This window comes from Micromonospora sp. NPDC053740, from assembly GCF_040677775.1.
In the GTDB taxonomy this organism is placed as follows: Bacteria; Actinomycetota; Actinomycetes; order Mycobacteriales; family Micromonosporaceae; genus Micromonospora; species Micromonospora alfalfae.
Genome location: NZ_JBFASO010000002.1, coordinates 633399 through 656333 on the forward strand (window position 1 = coordinate 633399; position 22935 = coordinate 656333).

The window sequence follows — 22935 nt, forward strand, 5'->3', positions numbered from 1 at the left end:
AGCGCCCCACGCCGGAGGAGACACACATGACAACCCCCGCGCCGCGGGCCCGTCGACGGCCGTCCACGCTGGGCCGGCTGCTGCCCCTGCTGCTCATCGGAGCACTGCTGGCACCCTTGGGCCTGCTCGTCACGTCGAACTGGCGGCAGGTCACCGACGACCGGGACCTCGCCGCCCGGGAACGGCTCGGCGTGCAGTACCTCACCGCGCTGGCGGCGGTCACCGACGCCCTCGTGGAGGCCCAGTCCAACGCGGTCAACGGTCGCCCTGTCGCCCGGGACGCGTTGAACGGGGCGGTCGAGAAGGTCGCCGCTGTGGACGCCCGCATCGGCGGGGAGCTGCTCAGCCAGGAACGTTGGGCCGGCGTACGCGCCAAGCTGGAGGCGCTGCGCGGCCGCAGCGCCACCGACCCCGAGGCCGCCTACACCGCATACGGCGAGGTCTCCGACCTGCTGCTGGCCCTGCACCGGAAGGTCCGGGAGAGTTCCGGGCTGGTCCGTGACCCCGAGGCCGACTCGTTCTTCCTCCAGGACAGCGCCGGCCAGGAACTGCCCGAGGCCGTGGTTGGCGCCGGTCGGCTGGCCGACCTGGCCACGCTCGTCTCCCGCCGCCCGGCCGCCGAGCAGCCGCGCGGCCTGCTGGAGCTGACCGGTCTGCGGGTTTCCGCCCTGGCCCCCGCCGCGGACCTCGTCGACAACCTGCGCTCGGCCGTGGACGGCTCGGAGAGCACCGACCTCGGCGCCAACGTGCTGACCCCGCTGGACACCTACCAGCGTTCGGTGGAGGCGCTCGCCGGGTACTCCCTGCCGGACAAGGAGACCGGCGTGGTCGACCCGGGCCAGTTGAGTGCCGCCGCGGTCAGCTCGCAGCGCTCCGCCCGCCAACTTCAGCCGGTCATCCTCACCGAACTGGACTCCCTGCTCGCCGAGCGCATCGATCGGCTCGACGGGGACCGCTGGCTGACCGCCGGGGCGGGTGTCATCGCCGTCCTGCTGCTGAGCTGGCTCGCCGCGCTGCTGGTCGCCGCTGGTCGCCGGGCACAACGGCGGGCCGCCCTGGCCGCGACCCACGCGGAGAGTCCCGACACCCCGCCGCTGCGCGACCCGTGGCAACCGCCGGCCGACGAGCCGCGTGCGCTGCAACCGGTCGGCGCGGCCCAGGACCCGGAGATCGCACAGTGGGGGGCATTCGATGCTGCTCGGTAGGCTCCGGATCCGCGGCAAGCTCGCGCTGCTCGTGGTGATTCCGCTGCTCAGCATGGTCGGCCTGGCCGTGCCGGTGATGCTCGACCGGGTCGCCGCGGCACAGCGGGCCGGCGACACCGCCGAACGGGTCCGGCTCGCCAGCCGGGTCGGCAGCCTCGTTCAGGACCTCCAGCAGGAACGCATCCTCTCCGTCGGTTTCCTGCTCGGCCGGGTCGAACGCAGTGAGCTGGTCCGTAAGTCCGCGGACGTGGACGATCGGGTGGCCGACCTGCGGGCGGCGCGGAGTGACGCGCTGACCGAGCAGGTCGACGACGCCCTCGACGGCGTGTCCAGCCTCGTCGAGCTGCGCACGGCCGTCCTGGCCCGGGCCGCCAACCCGGGTCAGGTCATGGACGCGTTCGGCCCGGTCAACAAGGGGATCATCGAGTCGCTGCGGCTGGTGGTCGGGGTGGACACCGACACGTTGCCGGGCCGTCAGGTGCTCGCCCTCGACGGGCTGCTCCGCTCCGACGAGGGCCTGGGCACCTGCGCCACCCTGAGCCTGCTGGTAAAGGCGATCGGCACCCCGGACACCACCGCCGGGTACGTGGCGTGCATCGCCGCGCTCATGGTCGACAACTCGCGCTTCCGTAGCCTGATCACGCCCGAGCAGCTCAAGGTAGCCCAGCTCAACGACGCCGCCGTGGCCGCGCGTACCAGCCCCGACTTCCTGGTCAGGAGCGCCCGGGATCCGGCCGCCGCGGTCCGCAACGTGCCGATGGAGGCGCTCTTCCCAGCCGTCCGCACGATGATCCGGCTCGGTCAGTTCGTCGAGAAGAAGCTTGTCGCCGACGTGCTCGCCGAGGTGACCGCCGAGCAGCGGCGCGCGCTGACCGCCGCGTACCTGGTCGGTGCCGCTGCGGCGTTGATCCTGACGCTGGTGGTGCTGCTCAGCGTGGCGGTGGCACGGACGGTGGCCCGACCGCTGACCCGACTCACCCGCTCGGCCGACCGGGTCGCCCGGGTCGCCGAGGCGGAGCTGGTCCGGGTCACCGACGACGAGGCGGAGAGACCTCAAGCGGTCCGGTTGGAGCCGGTGGACATCCGCGCCAACGACGAGATCGGCGATCTGGCGCGGGCCTTCGACCGGGTGCAGAACACCGCTGCGCAACTGGTCGAGCGGCAGGTCGCCGGCCGACGCAACGTGGCGCAGATGTTCGGCCACGTCGGACGGCGTACGCAGAACCTGGTGGGTCGGCAGATCGCGCTCATCGACCGGCTGGAGCAGCAGGAGGCCGACCCGGGCCGCCTGGAGCACCTGTACCGGCTCGACCACATCTCCAGCCGGTTGCGGCGCAACGCCGGCAGCCTCGTGGTGCTCTCCGGCTCGGCCGGCGCCGACGCGCACACGGCGCCGGTGCCGCTGGCCGACGTGGTCCGGTTGGCGCTCGGCGAGATCGAGGACTACACCCGGGTGGAGGTGCAGGTTCCGGTCGGCGTCTCGGCCGCCCCGGCGGTGGTCGGTGACCTCGTCCTGGCGCTGGCCGAGCTGATGGAGAACGCCACAGTCTTCTCCCCGCCGCACACCCGGGTGCTGGTGGCCGCCGAGACGTCCGGCCTCGGGGCACGCCTCACAGTGGTGGACCACGGCATCGGCATGAGCGAGCAACGCCTGGCTGCGGAGAACGCCCGGCTCACCCGCCGGGAACGGCTCGACCTGGCCCCGACCGAGGTGCTCGGTCTCTTCGTGGTGGGCCGGTTGGCCCGTCGACACGGCTGGCAGGTCGCCCTGGCCGCCACCGGCGGCGGAGGGGTCACCGCGCAGTTGGAGATCCCGTCGACGTCGCTGGTGCTGCGCCGCGCCGACCGCGCCGGGGCCACGGTGGCCCGCGCCGCGGTGCCGGATCGGGACCGGCGTACGACGGCGACGCCCAGCCCCGAGCTCGAAGCGCGGCCCAGCGCGGTGGCCGTCGCCGCGCCGGCCCGCTTCGACTCGGACCTGCTGAGCCGGGCCACCCTCAGCCTGGACGCCGGCCCGTCCTGGAACGCGTTCGGTCGGGGCCAGCCGGAGCAGGCCGCTCCCGAACCCCAGAGCCCGGAACCGGTGGGCAAGCCGGGCGGGCCACGGGTGCGGCAGCGGGTGCCCGGGGCGACGCTGCACGCCGCCGCCCCGACAACCCGGCCGGTGGACGCCACCGGCGCGGACCCCGCTGCCGCCCGCGCGCTGGTCGAGGCCTTCCAAGCCGGTGTACGCCGCGCCGAGCTGCACGTGGCACCGGGCCTCGACGGCGCGTCGACACGGACTGCCAGCGACCCGTCGGCCGGCGCCGGGGCGGCCGTGGTGGACTTGGGCACGACCGTCGACCTGCCCAGCACCCCGGGAGGCGCCGGCCCCACGGTGCCGCGTGGTGGTGGCTCGACCGATGCCGCACCGGAGCGGCCCACGTTGAGCCGACGGGTGCCGGGAGCGAACCTCACCGCCATCCCGGCCTGCCAACCGCCCAGCACCGACCTCGGTGACCCGGCCGAGGTACGCGACCTCATCAGCGAGTTCGAGGCGGGCGTCGCCCGCGCTCTCCGCGAAGTCAGCCCCGACCACCGGAACGAAGAAGGATCATCACGGTGACCAGCCCCTTCCTGCACGACAATGTCGACCAGAGTCAGCCCGGCGCCAATGGGGACCTCAGCCCGGAGGCCCGTACGTTCAACTGGCTGCTGGACTCCTTCACGTCCAGCACCGCCGGGGTCCTGGAGGCGATCGCGGTCTCCTCGGACGGTCTGCTGATGGCCATGTCGGCGATCAAGGACCGATCCAACGCGGAGCGGTTGGCCGCCGTCGTGTCCGGGATGACCAGCCTCGCCGGTGGGGCCGCCAGTTGGTACGCCCTCGGCGGCCTGAACCGGGTGATCGTCGACATGGCCGACGGTTACCTGCTGATCAGCGCGATCAGCAGCGGTTCCGTGCTCGGGGTGGTCGCCGACCGTTCGGCGAACCTGGGCACCGTCGCGTACGAGATGACGCTCTTCGCCGGGCGGGCCGGTGGCGCCCTGACCCCGCGACTGATCGTCGAGTTGAAGAACGCCGTTCAGCAGTGACCCCCGACGTCGCCGGCGAGGATCCGGACCCGGATCCGAGGGTTCGGATCCGGCCGTACCTGCGCACGTCACCCCCGTCCGGGGTGGGCCCGGCGGCGACACCGGCGCTGCCCGAGCCGGAGCCGGACGGGGACCAGCCGGCCGGTCCCCGTCCGTTCGTGCTCACCTCCGGGCGGGTTGCGGGTGCCGACCCGGCGATCGGGCTGGAGACCCAGGTGACAGCCCGCATGGACAGCGGCTGGTGGGCCGGCCCACCCGGCGCCCTGCTGGCACCGGAACTTCAGACGATCATCGCGCTCTGCGTCGAGCCGATCTCGGTGGCCGAGATCTCGGCTCGCGCCCGCCTGCACTTCGGCGTGACGCGGGTCCTGGTCGGCGATCTACGCGCCGCCGGGCACCTGGACGTGCACGTGACCGACACCGACGACGCTGTCGACCCCGATCTCATCCTGCGAGTGATTGATGGACTCCGTGCGATCTCCTGAATGGCCGGTCGCCCCGCTCGGCGGGGTCGCCGCGAACAGCGCCGCCGCCCGTTACGGCATGTCCCCGGGCACCGGGCCGATAGTCGGGCGGGCCGGCCCACCGCCGACAGCGCCGCCTCCGTACCGGCCCTCGTCCGGTGCCGGCTCGATGCCTTCGTCAGGGAAGCCGACCGCACCGCCGATCCCGGTCAAGATTCTGGTGGCGGGTGGGTTCGGGGTGGGCAAGACGACCACCGTTGGTGCGATCTCCGAGATCGCGCCGCTGACCACCGAGGCCGAGATGACCACCGCCGGGATCGGCGTGGACGACCCGGGTGCCCGGTCCACCAAGACCACCACCACGGTGGCGATGGATTTCGGCTGCGTGACGATCGACCGCAGCCTGAAGCTGTACCTGTTCGGCACGCCGGGGCAGACCCGGTTCGGCTTCATGTGGGACGACCTGGCCCGGGGAGCGCTCGGTGCGCTGGTGGTGGTGGACAGCGCCCGGCTGGACGACTGCTTCCCGGCCATCGACTTCTTCGAGCGGGCCGGGCTGCCGTTCGTCGTCGGAGTCAACGCGTTCGACGGGCGACTGGCCCTGGAGCTCGGCGAGATCCGTTGGGCGCTGGCGATCGGTGATCATGTACCTCTGGTGCAGTTCGATGCCCGCGACCGGCTCTCGGTGCGGGACGCACTACTTGTCGTCCTGGACCGCGCGCTGGACCGCGCTACCCGGGACAGGAGGGCCTGAGCCGACCAGCTCCGGCCGTGGCGGGAAGAGGTGATCTGGTGAGGGGCGACCTGGACGAGACGCTGGCCCGGCTGGCCCGACGTGAGGAGGCGTCGCGTCGTCGGGCCGCCGACCGTGACGACACCACCGCACCGTCGAGCCCGCCCGGCCTCGGCGGCGACACCCGCAACGCCCGGTCGGGCCGGCACGCGGGGGTGGAGACGCCGAGCGAGGTGGCCGGATGGGGCCCGGTCGAGGAGGTGGCCGAGGTGGTCCGCCAGGTCGTCGGGGCCTACCCTGGGCTGGCGGTGACCGTGCAGGTGGAGCACGCCGGGCGGACGTACCCGATGCGGGTCTCCTGGGACGGGCCTGCCGTCACGGTCGGGCCGGTTCCCCCGCCGACGCCTGTGGAACCCCCGCCGGCCTGGCCGCTCTCCGGTCGGACGGTGCCCGCCTGGGCACCCGGTCCGGACGGGTTGACGCCGGACCCGGCGGCCCGGTTGGCCGAGCTGATCCGAAGCGACCCGACGCTGTTGGACGAGCTCGATCCGCGGCGCTGACCGGCAGGGCTGGCTGCCGGCGGCTACGGTCGGGCAGTGGCGCAACCCGACCTGACCTTGACGGCGAGCCTGCGGCCGGCGGCGCTGGACGCCCGACGGGGCATCGTGCGCCTGCACCCGGAGGCGCTGACAGCGCTGGGGCTGCGCCCCGGCGACCCGGTCCGCCTTGTCGGCCGCCGGGAGACGGCCGGGATCGCGGCGGCGGCCGGGCCGGGCGCGAGCAGCGCCCTGCTGTACGCCGACGACCTGACGTTGGGCAACCTGGGTCTGCGCGACGGCGGTCAGGTGTGGGTGAGCCCGGTGCCGTTGGTGTCGGCGAGCCGGGTCGTCCTGGCCGGGCCGGTGGGGGTCGTCGCGGCGGTCAGCCCGGAGATGCTCCGGCTCGCCCTGCTGGGCAAGGTGCTCACCGCAGGCGACGACGTGTCGCTGCTGCCGCAGGACGTGCTGCCGGACGCCTCGGTCCGCAGCCTGGTCGAGGCGGCGCGACACAGCCTCGCCAACACCGTCGGTTTCGCCTGGACCAGCACCCTGCTCAGCGTTGTCGCTGTCGAGCCGGCGGCCGGCGCGCTGGTCACCATGGGCACTTCGGTCGCGTGGGAACACGGTACGACGACCCACGGCGGGCCCGCCCCGGCCGGCGCCGCGTCGGCCCGGCCGGGTACGAGCGCCGACGCCGTTGCGGCGGAGGACGCGCCCGACGTGGACGAGCTGCCCGGGCTGCGGGCCCAGGCCGAGGAGTTGACCGAGCTGCTGGACCTCGGCTTCCACCACCGGGAGGTGCTGGGTCGACTCGGCACCACGATCTCGTTGGGGGTGTTGCTCGTCGGCCCGGCGGGGTCCGGGAAGTCGGCGCTGGTCCGGGCCGTGGCCGCCCGGGTCGGTGCCCGTGTTCACCCGCTCTGGGCGCCCGAGGTGGCCGCGTTGGCCAGCCAGGCCGCCGCCGAGCGGTTACGCGTCGCGGCAGCGGCGGCCCGGGCCGAAGGGCCTGCCGTACTGCTGTTCACCGACGTCGAGGCGCTCGCACCCGCTGACGATCCCGGTCCGGTGGCGACGGTGTTCCGTCAGGTGCTCGCGGAGAGCATCCGCGCTGGAGTCGCAGTGGTCTGCACCACCGGCCGACCGGAGGCGGTAGACCCCGTACTGCGCGCGCCCGACCTGCTGTCGCTGCGGATCAGCGTCCCACTCCCGGATCAGGCGCTGCGCCGCGAACAGCTCACCGTGCTGACCCGGCAGGTGCCGCTGGCCGACGACGTCCGGCTGGACGAGGTGGCCGCGCGTACCCCCGGGTTCGTCGCGGCGGACCTGGCAGCACTGGTCCGGGAGGCCGGGGTACGCGCGGCGTTGCGGCAGAAGTCCGCCGAGACGCCGACGGTGTCGATGGCCGACTTCACCGCCGCCCGGGAGGTGGTCCGGCCCACCACGATGGCGGCGTCGACACTGGATCTGGCCTCGGTGACCCTGGACGACGTGGGTGGCCTGGACGAGGTCAAACAGACGCTCACCGAGTCGGTGCTGTGGCCGCTGACCTACCCGGACACCTTCGCCCGGCTCGGCGTGCAGCCGCCGCGCGGCGTGCTGCTCTACGGGCCGCCGGGCTGCGGCAAGACCTACCTCGTCACCGCGCTGGCCGGGTCGGGGCGGGCCAACGTGCTGTCGGTGAAGGGCGCGGAGCTGCTCTCCAAGTGGGTCGGTGAGAGCGAACGCGCGGTCCGCGAGTTGTTCCGTCGGGCCCGGGAGGCGGCCCCCACCCTGATCTTCCTGGACGAGGTGGACGCGCTCGCGCCGGTCCGCGGCCAGGCCACCGACGGTGGCACCACGGATCGGGTGGTCGCCGCCCTGCTCACCGAGCTGGACGGTGTGGAGACGCTGCGCAACGTGGTGGTGGTCGGCGCGACGAACCGGCCGGACCTGATCGACCCCGCGCTGCTGCGGCCGGGCCGGTTGGAGCGGCTTGTCTACGTGCCACCGCCGGACGGGCCGGCCCGCGCGGAGATCCTGCGGGCCTCGTCCCGACAGGTGCCGTTGGCGCCTGACGTCGATCTGTCCGCCCTCGGCGACGAGCTGACCGGCTTCTCCGCCGCGGACTGCGCCGCGCTGGTCCGCGAGGCGGCGCTGGCCGCCATGCGGGAGTCGCTCGCCGCCGCCACTGTCACCGCCGAGCACGTGTCGGCCGCACGGGCCCGGGTACGACCGTCGCTGGACCCGGCCCAGGTCGCCTGGCTGTCCGCGTACGCCGCCAACCGGGAGTGATCACACCAGCACAACCTTTCGTCGCGGCCAGGGCGTTCCTAGTACGTCACATTCCTCAGTGGAGTCATCCACTGCGACGTCAGGTGGTGTTCCTTGCGTAAGCGGCTCTCACTCCTCCTCGTCCCCCTGCTGGCGGCGGCGACACTGGTCTCGGTCGGCGCACCGGCGGCGGCTCATCCAGCGAAGCCCTTCCCCACCCGGATCGCGCTGCCGAACGGGTTCACCCCGGAAGGGTTGACGATCGGTCGGGGCACCACTGTGTTCGTGAGTTCCATCCTGGATGGCGCGGTGTGGCGCGGCGACTTACGCACCGGTCACGGCTCGGTGCTGATCCCCGGCACACCGGGCACCGACAAGGCGGGCATCAAGCTCGACCCGCGCGGCCGGCTCTGGACCGCCGACTTCTCCGGCGGCGGCGCGAGCGTGTACGACGCCGACACCGGTGCCAAGCTTGCCCACTACCAGTTCACCGATGTGCCGGGCAGCTACGTCAACGACCTGGTGATCACCCAACGGGCGGTCTACTTCACGGATTCCGCACGCCAGGTGCTCTACGTGGTGCCCCTCGGCCCAGGTGGCCGACTTCCGGCCCCCACCGCCGTCCGGGTGCTGCAACTCAGCGGTCCGGCCGCCACCCCGGACGTCTACCACAACGGGATCGTGGCGCTGCCGGACGGCGATCTGCTGGTCGCGCAGATGCTGTCCGGCCAGTTGGTGCGCGTCGACCCGCGTACCGGCGGGAGCCGACTCGTCGACCTCGGTGGCTACTCGGTGGAGCGCGCCGACGGGCTGGTGCTGCGCGGTCACACCCTCTACGTGATCCGGAACCTGACCAACGTCGTCGCAGTGGTCCGGATGAACGCCGGCTACACAGCCGGCGTGGTGCAGCGGGAGATCACCGGCCCGCAGCTGCGTTCGCCGGCCACCGGCGACCTGCTCGGCTCCGCGTTGTACGTGGTGAACGGCCGGTTCGACGTGGAGTCCACGCCGAGCACCGACTACGACATCGTTCGGCTGCCGGCCTGACCCAGGCGGTCGGCGGCGATCCCTGTGGTCGCCGCCGGCCCCGCCGGCAAGCTCAGAAGGCGGGCGGCGTCGAATCGAGGCAGATCTCGGCGCGTACCTTGCCGTCGTCCTCGCGCAGTTTCGCGCCGCACTTCTGTAGGACCGCCACAGCGCCGATGTTGTCCGGGGTCGTCTCGGCCACCACTGCCCGCATGCCCGCCCGAGCGGCGGCGTTCAGCAGTTCCCGGAGGGCGGCCGCCCCGATTCCCTGCCCGCGCGCCGACCGGCCGAGCCACATCCCGGTCTCCACAGTTCGCGGCTCGTCACAGCGCGTCATCCGGACCATGCCCATCACCTCGCCGCCGACGAGGATGGCGTACATCTGCGAACCGGTCGGGCCGTCCAGCCCGCCGAAGCTCGCCCGGTGGAATTCGCGGAACGCCTCGCGACGGGCGAGCGACCAGCCGGCGGGCGCCTCGACCGGGGGCATCACATCACCCGGCTCCGCCTCCGCAGCCGCTACGGAGAGCAACGGCTCCAGGTTCCGTTCGTCCACCGGCTCCAGCCGGACCGCACCCGCCACGTGCCGCAGTCTGCCGCCCTCATCGGCCGAAGTCCACCCCATTGGCCATCCACTGGCGGTCCGGACAGCGGTACCGGCCGGTCGGGCGGATTGGGTGTTCCACATCACGCTCCGTTGTCACCCGACCGGGTGTCAACGGCCCAAACGCCTACCCGAACTCGCAGAACACCACCGAGGCGTCGTCGGTCGACTTGTGTCGGCGCAGTCGGTCGGGGTGGTCGCGCTCGGCGTCCCGCACCCGGTCGATCAACGCGCCCGGACCGTCGGCGCTCAGCAGATCGAGCAGACCAGCCCAGTCGGTGAGCGCGAACTGCTCCACCGCGCTGGACGCGCCGTCACTGAGCAGCGCCGCCCGCCGTAGCGCCCCCGGACCACGCCGGGGCGCGGTCCCGGTGACCGCGTGGAAGGCCGCGTCCGGGTCGGAGGCCGCCACCCAGTAGCCGTGGGTGCGGTTCATCCGCTCCCGCTGCACACCCACGGCATGCCGGAACCGGGTGACCGGGTCCGCCGCGCCGCCCGGCACGAGCGCCACGGTCTCCCGCAGCTCCGCCATCGCCGCGTCCAGCCGGTTGTCGGTGACCACGCTGACCTGCCCGCCGATGTCGAGGACCAGCGGGCTGTCGCAGAGCACCAGGTAGTCGACCTGGTCGCCGCAGTCCCGCAGCAGGCACACAGTGCTGGACGGGGTGCCCGGGTGGTCGAGGTCGCACTGCCCGCCGTGGTCGGCGCGCACCGCGAGGATGGCCGCGGCCAGGTTGCTGGTGAGCCGGGCGGCCGGGCGCACCGCCTCGGCGACGCCGATCCGGGCCGCCAGGTGCCGGACGTACCACTCGGGCCCGTGCACGCAGCCGGTGTCGAAGCCGTCCGGCACCGTGGCGCCGTCCAGGACACCGACCAGCGGGCCGAACCGGAAGACCAGATCCTCGTTGACCGGCCGGCCCGGGGCCGGCGCGGACGCGGAGCGCACCCGCATCACCGGCGCCGGCCCCGGCACACCGGTCGGGTCAGCGCTGTCGAAGGTCGTCGACGGCCGCATGCGTTTCTCCCTGCACCTGACCGGCCGCCGAACGGCCCTGGTCGCGTACCGCGGACACGCCCTGCTGGGCGCTGGACCGGACCGACTGCGCCGCCTGCTGCGCAGGCTCCCGCAGGTTGTCCTGCATCTGGTGGCCAACCTGGCTCGCCTGCTCGCGCAGCTCACCGGAGTGCTCACTCACCATGTTCCGCGCGCGTCCGGCGAGTTGCCGCTCACGTCCGCTCGGCGGGATCAGGGAGGCGGCCAGCAGACCGACTCCGAACGCGACCAGGCCGGCGGCCATCGGGTTGCCCTGAGCCTGCTCGCGGGAGTGCTGCCCGAGTGAACGGGTTTCGTCGCGTACCGAACCGGCCGCGTACGACATCCGTTGGCCAGCCTCCTGGCCCAGGTGGTTCGAGCTGCCCATCATCTTCTCCTTCGCTCGGGTGAACGCCCCGCGGGCCTGCCCGACGCGGTCACCGGCGATCCGACGCGGATTGACCTTGTCGGTCAGCGCGTCGACGTCACTGCTCAACTCGTTGCGGGTGGTCTCGATCTCCCGCCGGATCTGATCCGGATCACTGGACATGACCTGTTCCCTCCCGACTCGTTCACCGACCCCGCAGGGCGTCCGGCAGCTCCCGGGCAGTCTGCTTCGTCCGGGGCAGTACCGCGCGTGCCCGCTTCAGCTGGGTCCGGGCGTTGATGAAGAGGCCACCGGCCACGGCGGCCCAGAGGACCGCGACGATCAGCGCCGCCCACCCCTGGTCCATCGTGTTGGACAGCCCCCACCAGAGGGCGTACGACACGAAGAGGACCGCCAGGAACCCGGCCAGCCCGGCACCGCCGAACATACCGCCGGCCTTGCCCGCCTGGCTGACCTCCTCGCGCAGCTCGGCCTTGGCCAGCTCGACCTCCTTGCGCACCAGGGTGGACATGTCCCGGGTCACATCGCCGATCAGCTCGCCGACAGAGGCCTGGGTCCGCTCCTTCTCCGGGGCGCTCACGGTGCCACCCCGCCGGGCAGGTTCCGCGCTGGTTCGCCAGCGGGCGAAACGTTCTGCGCCCGTGCCGTCCCCACGTACGGCTGCTGATCGCCGCCCGCCGGTGTGCCCTGCGCCGATGACGGAGCACCGGACGCGCTGGCACCCTGACCGTTACCCGAGGCCGGCGCGGTCAGGCCACGTGTGAGCCGTCCGACCAGCAGCCCGGCTACCGCCGCTCCCGCGAGGAACGTCGTCGGATGGTGCCGCGCGTACCTGCGAACCTCGTCGAGCACCTCGCCGGGTTCGCGCTCATCGAGCCAACCGGCGGCCTGCTGGGCGGCGTCGGCCGCCTTGCGCACCACTTGACCGGCCAGCCCGGAATCGCCGTCCCGTTCGGCCATCGAACTGAGGTTCTGGCCCAAATCACGCAGGCCCGTGGCGGCCCGCCGCTGCTGTGTCTGCGCCTGATCTCGAAGCTGTCCAGTGGCCTCACCTGTCAACTGCTGGGCCTGCCGCCGCGCCTCTGCGGCCACCTGCCCGCCCTGCTCAGCTGCGGTGTGGGCAACCTGACCCCCGGCCTGCGTGGCCTGCTGGCCGACGCGCGAGGCCTCCTGGCGGGCCTGCTGTCCTCTGCCGCTCTGGTTCGTTGACGTCATAACCCGCTCCCTTCCTGGGCCCGAGGTCGCAAGCGACCTCGAGGCGCCTCCCGCCTACCCGCCTGCCCGCCTGGCAAGCCTGCATGCGGCTGCGCCGCCTGACCCGGCGATCTTGCACTTCGTGCCCCGACACAGGTGCTCAAAAGCCGCGAAACGACGACAGGAAGTGCAAGATCGCGGGGGCGAGGGCTCGGCGGGGTGAGGGGTGAGGGGTGAGGGTGAGGGGTGTTCAGCGGCGGCGGTTGCGGGCGCGCGACGAGCGCAACCGGCGGAGTCGGCTGATCAGCACGGGGTCGGCGGCGAGGGCGGCCGGATTGTCCAGCAGGCCGTTGAGCAGTTGGTAGTACCGGGTCGAGGAGATCCCGAAGGTGTCCCGGACGGCCTGCTCCTTGGCACCGGCGTGCCGCCACCACTGCTGCTCGAAGGCGAGGATCGCCCGCTCCCGTTCGGTCAGCCCGGCTGCCGGGCCGCTGGGCTCAACGCCCGCTCCATCGTCCGGTTCGGGATCACCTGTGGTCTCGATTGGCGGCACCGGCCGCGGAGTCGGGACCGCCGGCCCGACAGTGCCCTCGACATCACCTCGACGAGCGTCAGTGGACGGCTCGGGCGTGGCCGGGGCGGCGTCGGCGGACATGGCACTCAGCCTAGCCAGGGACGACCTGGGTCGCACCAGCCGGCGCGGCTGGCAGCGCGAAGGTCGCGGAAGGGTAGCCACAGGCCACCTTTGCTCTGCTTCAACCCAGGCAACGCTGCCTGGGTCGCACTGTCGCTCGGGTGGAAGCAGAGCAAAGGACCCACTTGAGGCGGATGGTTGCGCCCACGCACGCACGAAGGCCCCCGGCCTGAGCCAGGGGCCTTCGCGTCGAGCATTGGGGTCAGGAGATGTCGCGGCGACGCATCGCCCAGAGCGCCGCCCCGAGGACCACCACCACCCCGACCGAGAGCAGGATCGAGGACTGCTGCCAGGTGATGTCCATCGTGGCCGGCTTGCACTCCCCGTAGTAGGTCGCGTTGCAGGAGTTCCAGTCCTGCAAGGTGACCGTCTTCGTCATCCAGGCCAGCGCGTAGGTCGGCAACAGCCAGGCCTCGGCGAACCGCACGCTCGCCATGGACAACAGGATGCCCAGGCCGAACTGGCCGACCACCATCACCGCCACCACGCCGCCGAGGGCCATCGCGGTGTGCCGACCCAGCGAGGCGAGGGCGAAGCCGATGGTGGTGAGCACCAACACCAGCACCACCCCGCGTACACCGGTCAGCAGGAACGACTGCCAGACCCCCGAGGTCATCTTCTCGGTGCTGCCCCGGAAGTTGGCGACCGCCCAGAACCCGGCGAACCACAGCACCGCGGCTGGAAGCGTCACCGCCAGGATGCCGGTGAGCAGCGCGGCCAGCTTGGTGAGCAGCACGGTGAGCCGCTTCGGCCGCCAGAGCAGCAGGTTCATCATGCCGCCGGTGCTCCACTCGGCGCCGACGAAGGACGCGCCGATGACGAACCCGACCAGGGCGAGGATCGCCGCGAACGGGATCAGGGTCTCGGCGAACGTCTCCTTGAAGTCGAACGTCGACGGCAGGAACCAACTCGCCTCGATCTGGTCCCGGGACGGGGCCGTAATCATCGAGCAGTCGTCCGGGTACCGGCCGTCGGTCGCCGTGCCGGCCGTCTTGGCCTGCTCACACGCGGCGCGCTCCTGCTCGCTCCAGCGCACCTGCTCCTGGTACTGCTGGTCGGCCTGACGCTCGGCCTGGGCGAGCTGGCCGGCGTCGATCTTCTGGTTGGTGAAGAACACCCCGACCACCACCGCGGCCAGCACCAGCAGGCCGAGCAGTGTCATGTATCGGGTGAAACGCCGCTTGCTGAGCCGGCGCAGCTCGGTACGAAAGAGGCTCACGCGCCCCACCCTCCTCCGGCGGGGCCGGGCTGACCCGTCCCACCGACCTTCATGGACTCGTCGACCTGCCGGTGCTGCCCGGGTACCGGCGCGGTGGCGGTCAGTTCGAGGAAGACGCTCTCCAGGTCGACGGCGATCGGCGCCAACTCACTGACGTAGAGGTTCTTCTCGGCGAGCAGCCGGGTCACCGACGCCGGCTTGTCGACGCCGGCCAGCATCAGGTGGTCCGGGTGACCGGTGACCCGGATCCCGGCCTGGGTAAGCGTCTCGGTGGCCAGCGGCAGGTCGCTGACCGCCTCCAGCCGGATCCGGACCGCGCCGGACGAGTGCTGCGCGAGCACCTCGTCGACCGGGCCGAACGCGACCCGGCGGCCGAGCGAGATGATGGTGACCGAGTCGCAGATCAGCTGGATCTCACCGAGGATGTGGCTGGACAGCACCACTGTCATTCCGGATTCGGCGAGGGTGCGCATCAGCGTGCGCATCTCCCGGATGCCGCCCGGGTCGAGGCCGTTGGCCGGCTCGTCGAGGATGAGCAGCTTCGGGTTCTTCAGCAGGGCCGAGGCCACGGCGAGCCGCTGCTTCATGCCCAACGAGTACGTCTTGACCCGCTCGCCGGACCGGTCGCGTAGCCCGACCAGTTCCAGCACCTCGTCGACCCGGACGGCCGGCACCTCGCCCGCCCCCGCGAGCAGGGACAGCGTGTCCCGGGCCGTGAAGTGCGGAAAGAACTGCGGGCTCTCCACGATCGCGCCGACCTGACCGGCGACAGTGGGCAGCGCGTCGGGAACCTCGTGCCCGAGCAGCGCCATCCGGCCGCCGTCGGGTCGGATCAGGCCGAGCAGGGTACGCAGCGTGGTGGTCTTGCCGGACCCGTTGGGGCCAAGGAAGCCGTGCACCTGCCCCGCGTCGACCCGCATGTCGAAGCCGTCGAGCGCGTTGCGGGTGCCGCGTCGACGACTCTTGTACGTCTTACGTAGACCTTCGATCTCCAGGACAGCTGGCAAGCTGCACCTCCCCCGATGGGTGGGCGTGACAGCCGACACCATACGCGGTATGCAGCGGCGCGCAATACGCGGTATGCATCGACGCGCCGATCGGGCTAGTTCATCGACGGAACGTGACCACTCAGGCGCAGATGACCTGCACGCCGGCAGCGCGGAACGCGTCCACCACCTCCGGCGGGGCACCGGAGTCGGTCACCAGCGTCTCCACCCGCTCGACCGGGCAGATCCGGGCGAAGGCGTGACCGCCCAGCTTGGACGAGTCCGCGATGATCACCACGCGCTTGGCGCGGGCCACCATCAGGTTGTTCATCGCCGCCTCCCCCTCGTGGTGGGCGGCGGCGCCGAGCTGCGGGTCGATCGCGTCCACGCCGAGCAGGGCGATGTCCAGGGTGACCTCGCGCAGCAGCGCCCCGCCCAGCGGGCCGACCAGCTCGAACGACTTCGGGCGCACCACGCCGCCGGCCACCACCACCTTCATCCGGGATCGGACCAGCAGCTCGTTGGCGATGTTCAGCGCGTTCGTCACCACTGTGAGCTGGGCACCCTCGGCGCTGGTGTTCAGATCTGGTCGCACGGCGAGCGCCCTGGCCACCTCGGTGCTGGTGGTGCCGCCGTTCAGGCCGACCACTGTGCCCGGCGTGACGAGCGCGGCGGCGGCCGCCCCGATCCGCTGCTTCTCGGCCGAGTGCTTGGCCGTCTTGTAGCGCAGAGGCAGGTCGTACGACACGCCGTTGGCGACCGCGCCGCCCCGGGTCCTCGTGATCATTTGCTGCTGCGCGAGCTGGTCGAAGTCACGCCGGATGGTGGCCTGGGAGACGTCCAGCCGCTCGGCTGCCGCCTCGACGCTGACCCGGCCGTTGTCGGTCAGCATTTCGAGCAGGGCGTTCCATCTGGCGTACCGGTCCACCGCGGGGGCCCTCCCAGCAACTGCACGGACGGTGATTGATTGCGTGCACACTAGTGCGCGAAACTAGGCTGGCGCAAAAGACTGACCTGCGCGATCGGTCGGCCGGTTGCCATGGTCACCTGCGTTCGCGCAGAATAACGCGCGAAATGCGGGTCTAACGAGCCGTATTGCGCACCGATCGGCCCTGCGAGGAGTTTCCCATGGCGTACGTGGACGCGGAGATCGCGAGCCAACCCGACTGCTGGCGGGAGGCGGCCGGGCTGGTCGAGGTGGTACGCGGTGACCTGCCGCGCCCCGGGGAGCGGGTCGCCGTCGTCGGTTGCGGCACGTCGTGGTTCATGGCGATGGCGTACGCGACCCGCCGCGAACAGGCCGGCCAGGGTGAGACCGACGCGTTCCAGGCGTCCGAGTTTCCCGCCGGCCGCCGCTACGACCGGCTGATCGCGATCACCCGTTCCGGCACCACCACCGAGGTGTTGGAGCTGCTCGCCGCGCTGCGCGGGCAGACACCTACCACCGTCATCGTCGGTGATCCGGCGTCCCCGGCGGTCGCGCTGGCCACGGCCACCGTGGCCCTGCCCTTCGCCGACGAACGGTCGGTGGTGCAGACCCGCTTCGCGACCACAGCGCTGGCCCTGCTCCGGGCCCAGCTCGGCGACCCGGTGACAGCGCTCGCCGCCGACGCCGAGGTGGCGGTGCGATCCCCGCTGCCGATCGACCCGGCCACCATCGGGCAGGTCACCTTCCTCGGTCGGGGGTGGACTGTCGGGCTGGCCCAGGAAGCGGCGCTGAAGTGCCGCGAGGCGGCCACGTTCTGGGCCGAGGCGTACCCGGCGATGGACTACCGGCACGGGCCCATCTCGGTCGCCGCGCCGGGCCGGCTGGTCTGGGCGTTCGGTGAGCTGCCCGACGGGCTACCCGAGGATGTGGCCGCCACCGGCGCGGCCTTCGTGCACAGCCGCACGCACGGCTGGCGCACGGTGCTGGGCAGCTGGTCCGCCGGCCGTACCCCGGTCGATCCGATGGCCGACCTCATCCTGGCCCAACGCTTCGCTGTCGCGCTGGCCACCAGCCGGGGCCTCGACCCGGACGCGCCCCGCCACCTCACCCGGTCCGTGGTGTTGGCGTGAGCGCGAGGAGTGAGCCGGGGTTGCGAGCGCCGCAGTCGCGAACCGAGATGGCGCCGTGAGCGACGGCCAGGTTGTCGTTGCGCTTGACGTCGGCGGCACCGGCATGAAGTGCGCGCTGGTCCGACCGGACGGCGTCGTGGTGCGCACCGAACGGCACCCCACCGACGCCGCGCGCGGCCCGGCCGCCGTGGTCGGCACCATCCTCGACGTGGCCGGTGGGCTGGCCGACAAGGCCCGCGCCGACGGGCTCACCCCGATCGCGGTCGGCATCGCCGTGCCCGGGGTGGTCGACGAGGCGCGTGGCGTCGCGGTCTGGTCGGCGAACGTGGGCTTCCGGGACGTACCCCTGCGGGACCTGACGGTGCGGCGGCTCGGCCTGCCGACGGCGCTCGGCCACGACGTGCGTGTCGGTGGTCTCGCCGAGGCCCGCCTGGGTGCCGGCCGCGGCACCGGGCACGTGCTGTTCGTGGCCATCGGCACTGGCATCGCCGCCGCGCACGTCGTGGACGGCACGGCCGCGGTGGGGGCCCACGGTGCCGCCGGGGAGATCGGCCACATCCTGGTCCGGCCCGACGGTCCGCGCTGCGGCTGCGGCCGCCCCGGCTGCCTGGAGGCGGTCGCGTCAGCCGCCGCGATCGGCCGCCGCTACGCCGACCTCGCTGGCGACACCGCGGACGCCCCGGTGACGGCTGCCGAGGTGGCCGAACGGGCCGCGGCCGGCGAACCGCTCGCCGGCCAGGTCTGGCAGGAGGCGATCGAGGCGCTCGCCGATGGCCTCGCCAGCGGGCAGGCGCTGTTCGACGTGGCGACGATGGTGCTCGGCGGCGGCCTGGCCCAGGCCGGGGACCGGCTGCTGACCCCGCTGCGGGCGGCGCTGCACGAACGGATGACCTTCCACAGGGAGCCGCAACTGGTCGCGGCAGCCCTCGGCGACGAGGCCGGTTGTCTCGGTGCCGCTCTGCTCGCCCTGGACGCCGTGGGTGTCCGTGACCATCAGGAGAAGCGATGACCGTACGGGTGAACGGCCGAGTGGTGACCCCGACCGGAGTCGTCCGACAGGGCTGCGTCGAGTGGGACGGTGATCGGATCACAGCGGTGGCCGAGTATCCGTCGGTGCGCGACGGGCACTGGATCCTGCCCGGCTTCGTCGACATGCACACGCACGGCGGTGGCGGGCACACCTTCACCACCGGGGACGCCGACGAGGCCCGCAAGGCGGCCGACTTCCACCTCGCCCACGGCACCACCACCCTGCTGGCCAGCCTGGTCAGCGCGCCTTTTCCGCTGATGCGTACGGCCACCGAGGCGTTCGCCCCGTTGGTCGAGGAGGGCGTGTTGGCGGGAGTCCACTTCGAAGGCCCGTACCTGTCGGCGGCCCGCTGCGGCGCACAGAACCCGGAGTACCTGCGTGACCCGTCGACCGACGAGCTGACCGAGCTGATCGAGCTGGGCCGGGGCGCGATCCGGATGGTCACCCTCGCCCCGGAGCGTGACGGCGCGCTGGAGGCGATCAAGCTGCTCACCGCGCGGCGGGTGGTGGCCGCTGTGGGCCACACCGACGCCACGTACGAGCAGACCTGCGCCGCGGTCGCCGCCGGCGCCAGCGTCGGCACCCACCTGTTCAACGGGATGCGCCCGGTGCACCACCGCGAGCCGGGCCCGGTGGTGGCCCTGCTCGACGCGCCCACCGTGATCTGCGAGCTGGTCGCCGACGGGGTGCACCTGCACGACGGCATGCTGACCTACGTCACGGCGACAGCAGGGCCGGACCGGGCCGCGCTGATCACCGACGCGATGGCCGCCGCCGGAATGCCCGACGGCGAGTACGAGTTGGGTGGCCAGGCCGTCACCGTCGCCGACGGGGTGGCCCGACTCGCCCGCGACGGCGCTATCGCCGGCAGCACACTGACCATGGACGCCGCGCTGCGGCACGCGGTGAACGCCGGAATCCCGATCGCCGACGCCGCACGGATGGTGGCCACCACCCCGGCGCGGGCCATCGGCCTGGGCGACCGGGTCGGGTCCCTCCAGGTGGGCCTCCGCGCCGACCTGGTGGTGCTCGACGACGACCTGAACGTGGTGCGGGTGCTACGCGCAGGCTCCTGGGTGGAGTGACGCCCAGAAACCAGTCTGGGTCTCAGCTCAGGCTGGGGACTTCCACGCCGAGGACGGCCTGCTCGTCGGGGCGGTGCACCAGCACATCGGACAGGTACGACTGGACCGCGTGGCGCATCCCGACGTCCCGACCGGCCTGCTCGGAGAGCAGCCACTTGTGCTCGATGATCTGGGCGAACAGCTCCTGCGGCTCCAGCTTGCGGCGCAGGTGCGCGGGGACGGCCCGGACCACCGGCTCGAAGACCTCGGTGAGCCAGCGGTGGGCGGCCTGCTGCTCGTCGATCAGGTCGCTCTCCGCGCGGTAGGCGTCCAGGTCGTTGAGCAGCTTGCGGGCCTGGTTCTCCTCGGCGTCCAGTCCGGTCAGCCGCAGCAGCCGGCGGGTGTGGTAGCCGGCGTCGACGACCTTCGGCCGGACCAGGAACCGCCCGTCGTCGATTGACGACATGGCCACCTCGGCGACGTCGAAGCCCAGCTCGTTGAGGCGGCGGATCCGGCCCTCGATGTCGTGCCGGGCCTCCCGCTCGATCGCCTGCTCATAGGTGATCTCGTGCCAGAGCCGCTCGTAGCGCTGCACGACCTCCTCGCACACCACCTCCGGGTCGATGGACTCGTGCAGCAGGCCGGCGGCCTGCAGGTCCAGCGCCTCACCGAAGATGTTCACCCGGGCGATCTCCAGGTCCTCACCGCGTTGGCCGTTGGAGAGCTTGTTGTGCAGGGCACCCGTCTCCGCGTCGACCAGGTAGGCGGCGAAGGCGCCCGCGTCCCGCCGGAACAGCGTGTTCGACAGCGAGCAGTCGCCCCAGAAGAAGCCGGTCAGGTGCATCCGCACGATCAGGGCGGCGAGCGCGTCGAGCAGCCTGCTCATCGTCTCCGGCCGAAGGGTGTGCGAGAAGAGCGCCCGGTACGGCAGCGAGAACTGCAGGTGCCGGGTGATCAGCACCGATTCGAGCGGCTCCCCGTCCTCGGTCTGCCGGTCGGCGACGACAGCGACCGCCTCGACCGAGGGGAAGTCGATCCGCTCCAGGGCCCGGAGCAGGTCGTACTCCCGCTCGGCGATCCTCTCGCGGGTCTCCTTGAACGCGTACACGTAGTCGCCCAACCGGACGAACCGGACGATGTGCCGGGAGATGCCCTGCGGCAGCGCCACCAGGTGTTGGGCAGGCCACTCCTCCAGCGGTGTCGACCAGGGCAGGTCGAGCAGCGCCGGGTCCACGAGGGCAGAGGTGATCCGCACGGGCACAAGCATGACTGGTCGCCCCCGCATCCGCTCCTGATCGTGGTTGGGCCCACAGCGCCGCACACCCCGGCGTCGCGTCGGGCCGGTAGCGTGGTCGCGTGCTCAAACCCACAGCGGTACGACGTGACCTGCGGCTACGGCCCGTCCGCCCGGCCGGCTGGTGGTTCGACGCGCTCCTGCTGGTCGGCCTGGCCGGATTGACTGTGGCGCTCGCCGCCGAGCAGCTCTTCGGGTTGGACCGGGCGGTCGCCGACTGGGCCGACGGGCACCGGCCGGCCGCCGCGTACTGGGTCGCCCGGGTGCTGAATTTCCTCGGCCAGGGCACCCCGCTGACGTTGATCGCCGCCGGGCTGGGCGTGCTGCTGGCCGTCCGGCTGCGGTCGGTGCGGCCGATCCTGCCGCCGGTTGTCGCGTTCGTGCTGACCAACCTGACGATCGGCCCACTCAAGATCTGGACCGCGCGGGCGGCACCGAGCGCCAGCGTCAAGGAGCCGTTCCTGACGCCCGAGCAGACAGTGCCGCTGTTCCACGACGACCTGCCGGTGCGGTTCGCCCAGTCCTACCCGTCGGGGCACGTCGCCAACGCGATCGTCTGGTACGGGGTCATCGCGCTGCTGCTCGCCCCGCTGGCCCGCAGCTTCGGTCGCCAACTGCCGGCCCGGCTCGTCACGGTGATCCGCGTCGTGCCGCCGCTGGTCGTCCTCACCACCACCACGTACCTCGGCTGGCACTGGCTGACCGACTCGGTGGCGGGGCTGCTGCTGGGCCTGCTCCTGGACCGGCTGCTGCACCGGGCACCGTGGGACGGTGTGCCGCTCCCCGGCCGGTTACGCGAGTGGGACCGGCCGTTCACCTCGTACCCCTAGGTTCTAGTTCGTGGATCAACTGTCGCGGCGGCTGGGCGTACCCGATGCGGTTGTCATCGGGTTGGGTTCGATGTTGGGCGCGGGCGTCTTCGTGGTCTTCGGCCCGGCGGTGGCGGCGGCCGGCGGTGCCGGCCTGCTGCCCGCGCTGGCGTTGGCCGGCTTCGTCGCCTTCTGCAACGCGACCAGCTCGGCGCGACTCGCTGCCCTTTACCCGGAGTCCGGTGGCACCTACGTCTACGGCCGGGAGCGCCTCGGGCCGTTCGCCGGGTTCCTGGCCGGTTGGGGCTTCGTTGTCGGCAAGACGGCGAGCTGTGCGGCGATGGCGTTGACCATCGGGGCGTACCTCTGGCCGGGCCAGGCCCGGCTGGTCGCCGTCGGCGCGGTGCTCGCTGTCACCGCGGTGAACCTGCGTGGCATCGGCAAGACCGCCACAGTGACCAGGGCGTTGGTCGCGCTGGTGCTGGTGGTGCTGGCGGTGGTCACGGTCGTCGGCCTGGTCGGTGGGCCGGTGGATCTGGGCCGGCTCGGCGAGCCCGGCGGTTCGGCGCGGGGCGTGCTCACCGCCGCCGGGCTGCTGTTCTTCGCCTTCGCCGGGTACGCCCGGATCGCCACACTCGGCGAGGAGGTCCGCGACCCGCAGCGGACCATCCCGCGCGCGGTGCCGCTGGCGCTCGGGGTGGTGCTCGTGATCTACCTGGTGCTGGCCGTGGTCGCCCTCGGTGTGCTCGGCGCCGACCGGCTGGCCGGTTCCGCCGCGCCCCTGGCCGACGTGGTGACCGCCGCCGGGCTGCCCGGCCTGGCGTGGGTGGTCCGCGCCGGTGCCACCATCGCCGTTGTCGGGGTGCTGCTGTCCCTGGTCGCCGGGGTCGGGCGGACCACCCTCGCCATGGCCCGCCGCCGTGACCTGCCCGGTGCGCTGGCAGCCGTGCACCCGGTGCACCAGGTGCCGCACCGCGCCGAGCTGGCGGTCGCCGCCGTGGTGATCGTGGTGGTGCTGCTCGGCGACGTACGCGACGCGATCGGCTTCTCCAGTTGCACTGTGCTCGTCTACTACGCGATCACCAACGCGGCTGCGCTCACACTGGGCCGGGACCCGGACCGGCGGTTGCCGGTCCGGGTGCTCGCCGGTCTGGGGCTCTTCGGTTGTCTGCTGTTGGCTGTCAACCTGCCACTGGGCAGCGTTCTCGCCGGCTTCGGTGTGCTCGCCGTCGGTGCCGCCTTCTACGCCGTGCGGGCCCGCCGCTGACCG

General features: G+C 72.4%; 23 protein-coding genes. 14 read left to right on the forward strand and 9 right to left on the reverse strand.

What is annotated here, in order from left to right; translation table 11 throughout:
* Window positions 1-26 precede the first annotated feature (26 nt).
* The 8 genes from AB0K35_RS07565 to AB0K35_RS07600 all read left to right on the forward strand — a co-directional run bounded on the left by AB0K35_RS07565 (window position 27) and on the right by AB0K35_RS07600 (window position 9313).
* The gene (locus AB0K35_RS07565) at window positions 27-1205 is read left to right on the forward strand and encodes a hypothetical protein (RefSeq protein WP_238667025.1); all 1179 of its coding nucleotides are present in this window, start codon (window positions 27-29) and stop codon (window positions 1203-1205) included.
* Entirely contained in the window at window positions 1192-3810 is a 2619-nt protein-coding gene (locus tag AB0K35_RS07570; RefSeq protein WP_363884256.1) for a nitrate- and nitrite sensing domain-containing protein, read from the forward strand. The genes AB0K35_RS07565 and AB0K35_RS07570 overlap by 14 nt, the downstream gene beginning before the upstream one ends.
* Window positions 3807-4280 (forward strand): roadblock/LC7 domain-containing protein, encoded by a 474-nt coding sequence (locus tag AB0K35_RS07575; protein ID WP_238667027.1) that lies wholly within the window; start codon window positions 3807-3809, stop codon window positions 4278-4280. Before AB0K35_RS07570 ends, AB0K35_RS07575 begins: the two co-directional genes overlap by 4 nt.
* Window positions 4277-4765, forward strand: coding sequence for a DUF742 domain-containing protein (locus AB0K35_RS07580; protein ID WP_363884259.1), 489 nt, complete (start codon window positions 4277-4279; stop codon window positions 4763-4765). The genes AB0K35_RS07575 and AB0K35_RS07580 overlap by 4 nt, the downstream gene beginning before the upstream one ends.
* A complete protein-coding gene (locus AB0K35_RS07585; protein ID WP_238667029.1) occupies window positions 4743-5498 on the forward strand; it encodes an ATP/GTP-binding protein in 756 nt (251 codons plus the stop codon). The genes AB0K35_RS07580 and AB0K35_RS07585 overlap by 23 nt, the downstream gene beginning before the upstream one ends.
* Before the next feature lie 38 nt (window positions 5499-5536).
* Window positions 5537-6037 carry a hypothetical protein gene (locus tag AB0K35_RS07590; protein ID WP_238667030.1) on the forward strand — a complete coding sequence of 167 codons (501 nt, stop codon included), beginning with the start codon at window positions 5537-5539 and terminating at the stop codon, window positions 6035-6037.
* A 36-nt stretch (window positions 6038-6073) separates the two neighbouring features.
* Window positions 6074-8287, forward strand: a complete 2214-nt coding sequence (locus AB0K35_RS07595; protein ID WP_363884262.1) for an AAA family ATPase — start codon at window positions 6074-6076, stop codon at window positions 8285-8287.
* Window positions 8288-8380: 93 nt separating this feature from the next.
* Window positions 8381-9313, forward strand: coding sequence for a superoxide dismutase (locus AB0K35_RS07600; protein ID WP_238667032.1), 933 nt, complete (start codon window positions 8381-8383; stop codon window positions 9311-9313).
* 52 nt (window positions 9314-9365) lie between these two features.
* Here the strand turns inward: AB0K35_RS07600 and AB0K35_RS07605 are convergent, their stop codons facing one another.
* From AB0K35_RS07605 to AB0K35_RS07620, 4 genes are all read right to left on the reverse strand, one after another.
* Complete coding sequence (locus AB0K35_RS07605; protein ID WP_238667033.1) at window positions 9366-9875, reverse strand: GNAT family N-acetyltransferase; 510 nt, start codon at window positions 9873-9875, stop codon at window positions 9366-9368.
* A gap of 148 nt (window positions 9876-10023) precedes the next feature.
* A complete protein-coding gene (locus AB0K35_RS07610; RefSeq protein WP_363884264.1) occupies window positions 10024-10911 on the reverse strand; it encodes a hypothetical protein in 888 nt (295 codons plus the stop codon).
* Window positions 10880-11479, reverse strand: a complete 600-nt coding sequence (locus AB0K35_RS07615) for a DUF3618 domain-containing protein (RefSeq protein WP_238667035.1) — start codon at window positions 11477-11479, stop codon at window positions 10880-10882. Before AB0K35_RS07615 ends, AB0K35_RS07610 begins: the two co-directional genes overlap by 32 nt.
* A 22-nt stretch (window positions 11480-11501) precedes the next feature.
* Window positions 11502-11897 carry a phage holin family protein gene (locus AB0K35_RS07620; RefSeq protein WP_238667036.1) on the reverse strand — a complete coding sequence of 132 codons (396 nt, stop codon included), beginning with the start codon at window positions 11895-11897 and terminating at the stop codon, window positions 11502-11504.
* Window positions 11898-12133: 236 nt separating this feature from the next.
* Here AB0K35_RS07620 and AB0K35_RS07625 point away from each other — a divergent pair, with 236 nt between their 5' ends.
* Window positions 12134-12526, forward strand: coding sequence for a hypothetical protein (locus tag AB0K35_RS07625; protein WP_363884267.1), 393 nt, complete (start codon window positions 12134-12136; stop codon window positions 12524-12526).
* Between the two features lie 235 nt (window positions 12527-12761).
* Here the strand turns inward: AB0K35_RS07625 and AB0K35_RS07630 are convergent, their stop codons facing one another.
* The 4 genes from AB0K35_RS07630 to AB0K35_RS07645 all read right to left on the reverse strand — a co-directional run bounded on the left by AB0K35_RS07630 (window position 12762) and on the right by AB0K35_RS07645 (window position 16338).
* Window positions 12762-13166, reverse strand: coding sequence for a DUF3263 domain-containing protein (locus AB0K35_RS07630; protein WP_238667038.1), 405 nt, complete (start codon window positions 13164-13166; stop codon window positions 12762-12764).
* Between the two features lie 241 nt (window positions 13167-13407).
* On the reverse strand, window positions 13408-14424 hold the full coding sequence (locus tag AB0K35_RS07635) for an ABC transporter permease subunit (protein WP_238667039.1): 1017 nt from the start codon (window positions 14422-14424) through the stop codon (window positions 13408-13410).
* Window positions 14421-15431: an ATP-binding cassette domain-containing protein gene (locus AB0K35_RS07640; protein ID WP_274525180.1), complete on the reverse strand. Its 1011-nt coding sequence runs from the start codon at window positions 15429-15431 to the stop codon at window positions 14421-14423. Before AB0K35_RS07640 ends, AB0K35_RS07635 begins: the two co-directional genes overlap by 4 nt.
* Window positions 15432-15552: 121 nt before the next feature.
* Window positions 15553-16338 carry a DeoR/GlpR family DNA-binding transcription regulator gene (locus AB0K35_RS07645; RefSeq protein ID WP_238667040.1) on the reverse strand — a complete coding sequence of 262 codons (786 nt, stop codon included), beginning with the start codon at window positions 16336-16338 and terminating at the stop codon, window positions 15553-15555.
* Window positions 16339-16538: 200 nt separating this feature from the next.
* Between AB0K35_RS07645 and AB0K35_RS07650 the strand changes: the two genes are divergently transcribed.
* Genes AB0K35_RS07650 through nagA form a run of 3 tightly spaced genes read left to right on the forward strand, consistent with a single transcriptional unit; the run spans window position 16539 to window position 19583 of the window.
* Window positions 16539-17468 (forward strand): sugar isomerase, encoded by a 930-nt coding sequence (locus AB0K35_RS07650; protein WP_238667041.1) that lies wholly within the window; start codon window positions 16539-16541, stop codon window positions 17466-17468.
* Between the two features lie 55 nt (window positions 17469-17523).
* Window positions 17524-18477 (forward strand): ROK family protein, encoded by a 954-nt coding sequence (locus tag AB0K35_RS07655; RefSeq protein WP_363884270.1) that lies wholly within the window; start codon window positions 17524-17526, stop codon window positions 18475-18477.
* Window positions 18474-19583, forward strand: a complete 1110-nt coding sequence (gene nagA, locus AB0K35_RS07660) for an N-acetylglucosamine-6-phosphate deacetylase (protein ID WP_238667042.1) — start codon at window positions 18474-18476, stop codon at window positions 19581-19583. Before AB0K35_RS07655 ends, nagA begins: the two co-directional genes overlap by 4 nt.
* 22 nt (window positions 19584-19605) lie before the next feature.
* Here the strand turns inward: nagA and AB0K35_RS07665 are convergent, their stop codons facing one another.
* Entirely contained in the window at window positions 19606-20829 is a 1224-nt protein-coding gene (locus tag AB0K35_RS07665) for a DUF4032 domain-containing protein (protein ID WP_238667043.1), read from the reverse strand.
* A 119-nt stretch (window positions 20830-20948) separates the two neighbouring features.
* Here AB0K35_RS07665 and AB0K35_RS07670 point away from each other — a divergent pair, with 119 nt between their 5' ends.
* Together AB0K35_RS07670 and AB0K35_RS07675 are read left to right on the forward strand one after the other, a co-directional pair.
* Window positions 20949-21686, forward strand: coding sequence for a phosphatase PAP2 family protein (locus AB0K35_RS07670; protein WP_238667170.1), 738 nt, complete (start codon window positions 20949-20951; stop codon window positions 21684-21686).
* Window positions 21687-21696: 10 nt separating this feature from the next.
* Entirely contained in the window at window positions 21697-22932 is a 1236-nt protein-coding gene (locus AB0K35_RS07675) for an APC family permease (protein ID WP_363884273.1), read from the forward strand.
* Window positions 22933-22935: the final 3 nt, after the last annotated feature.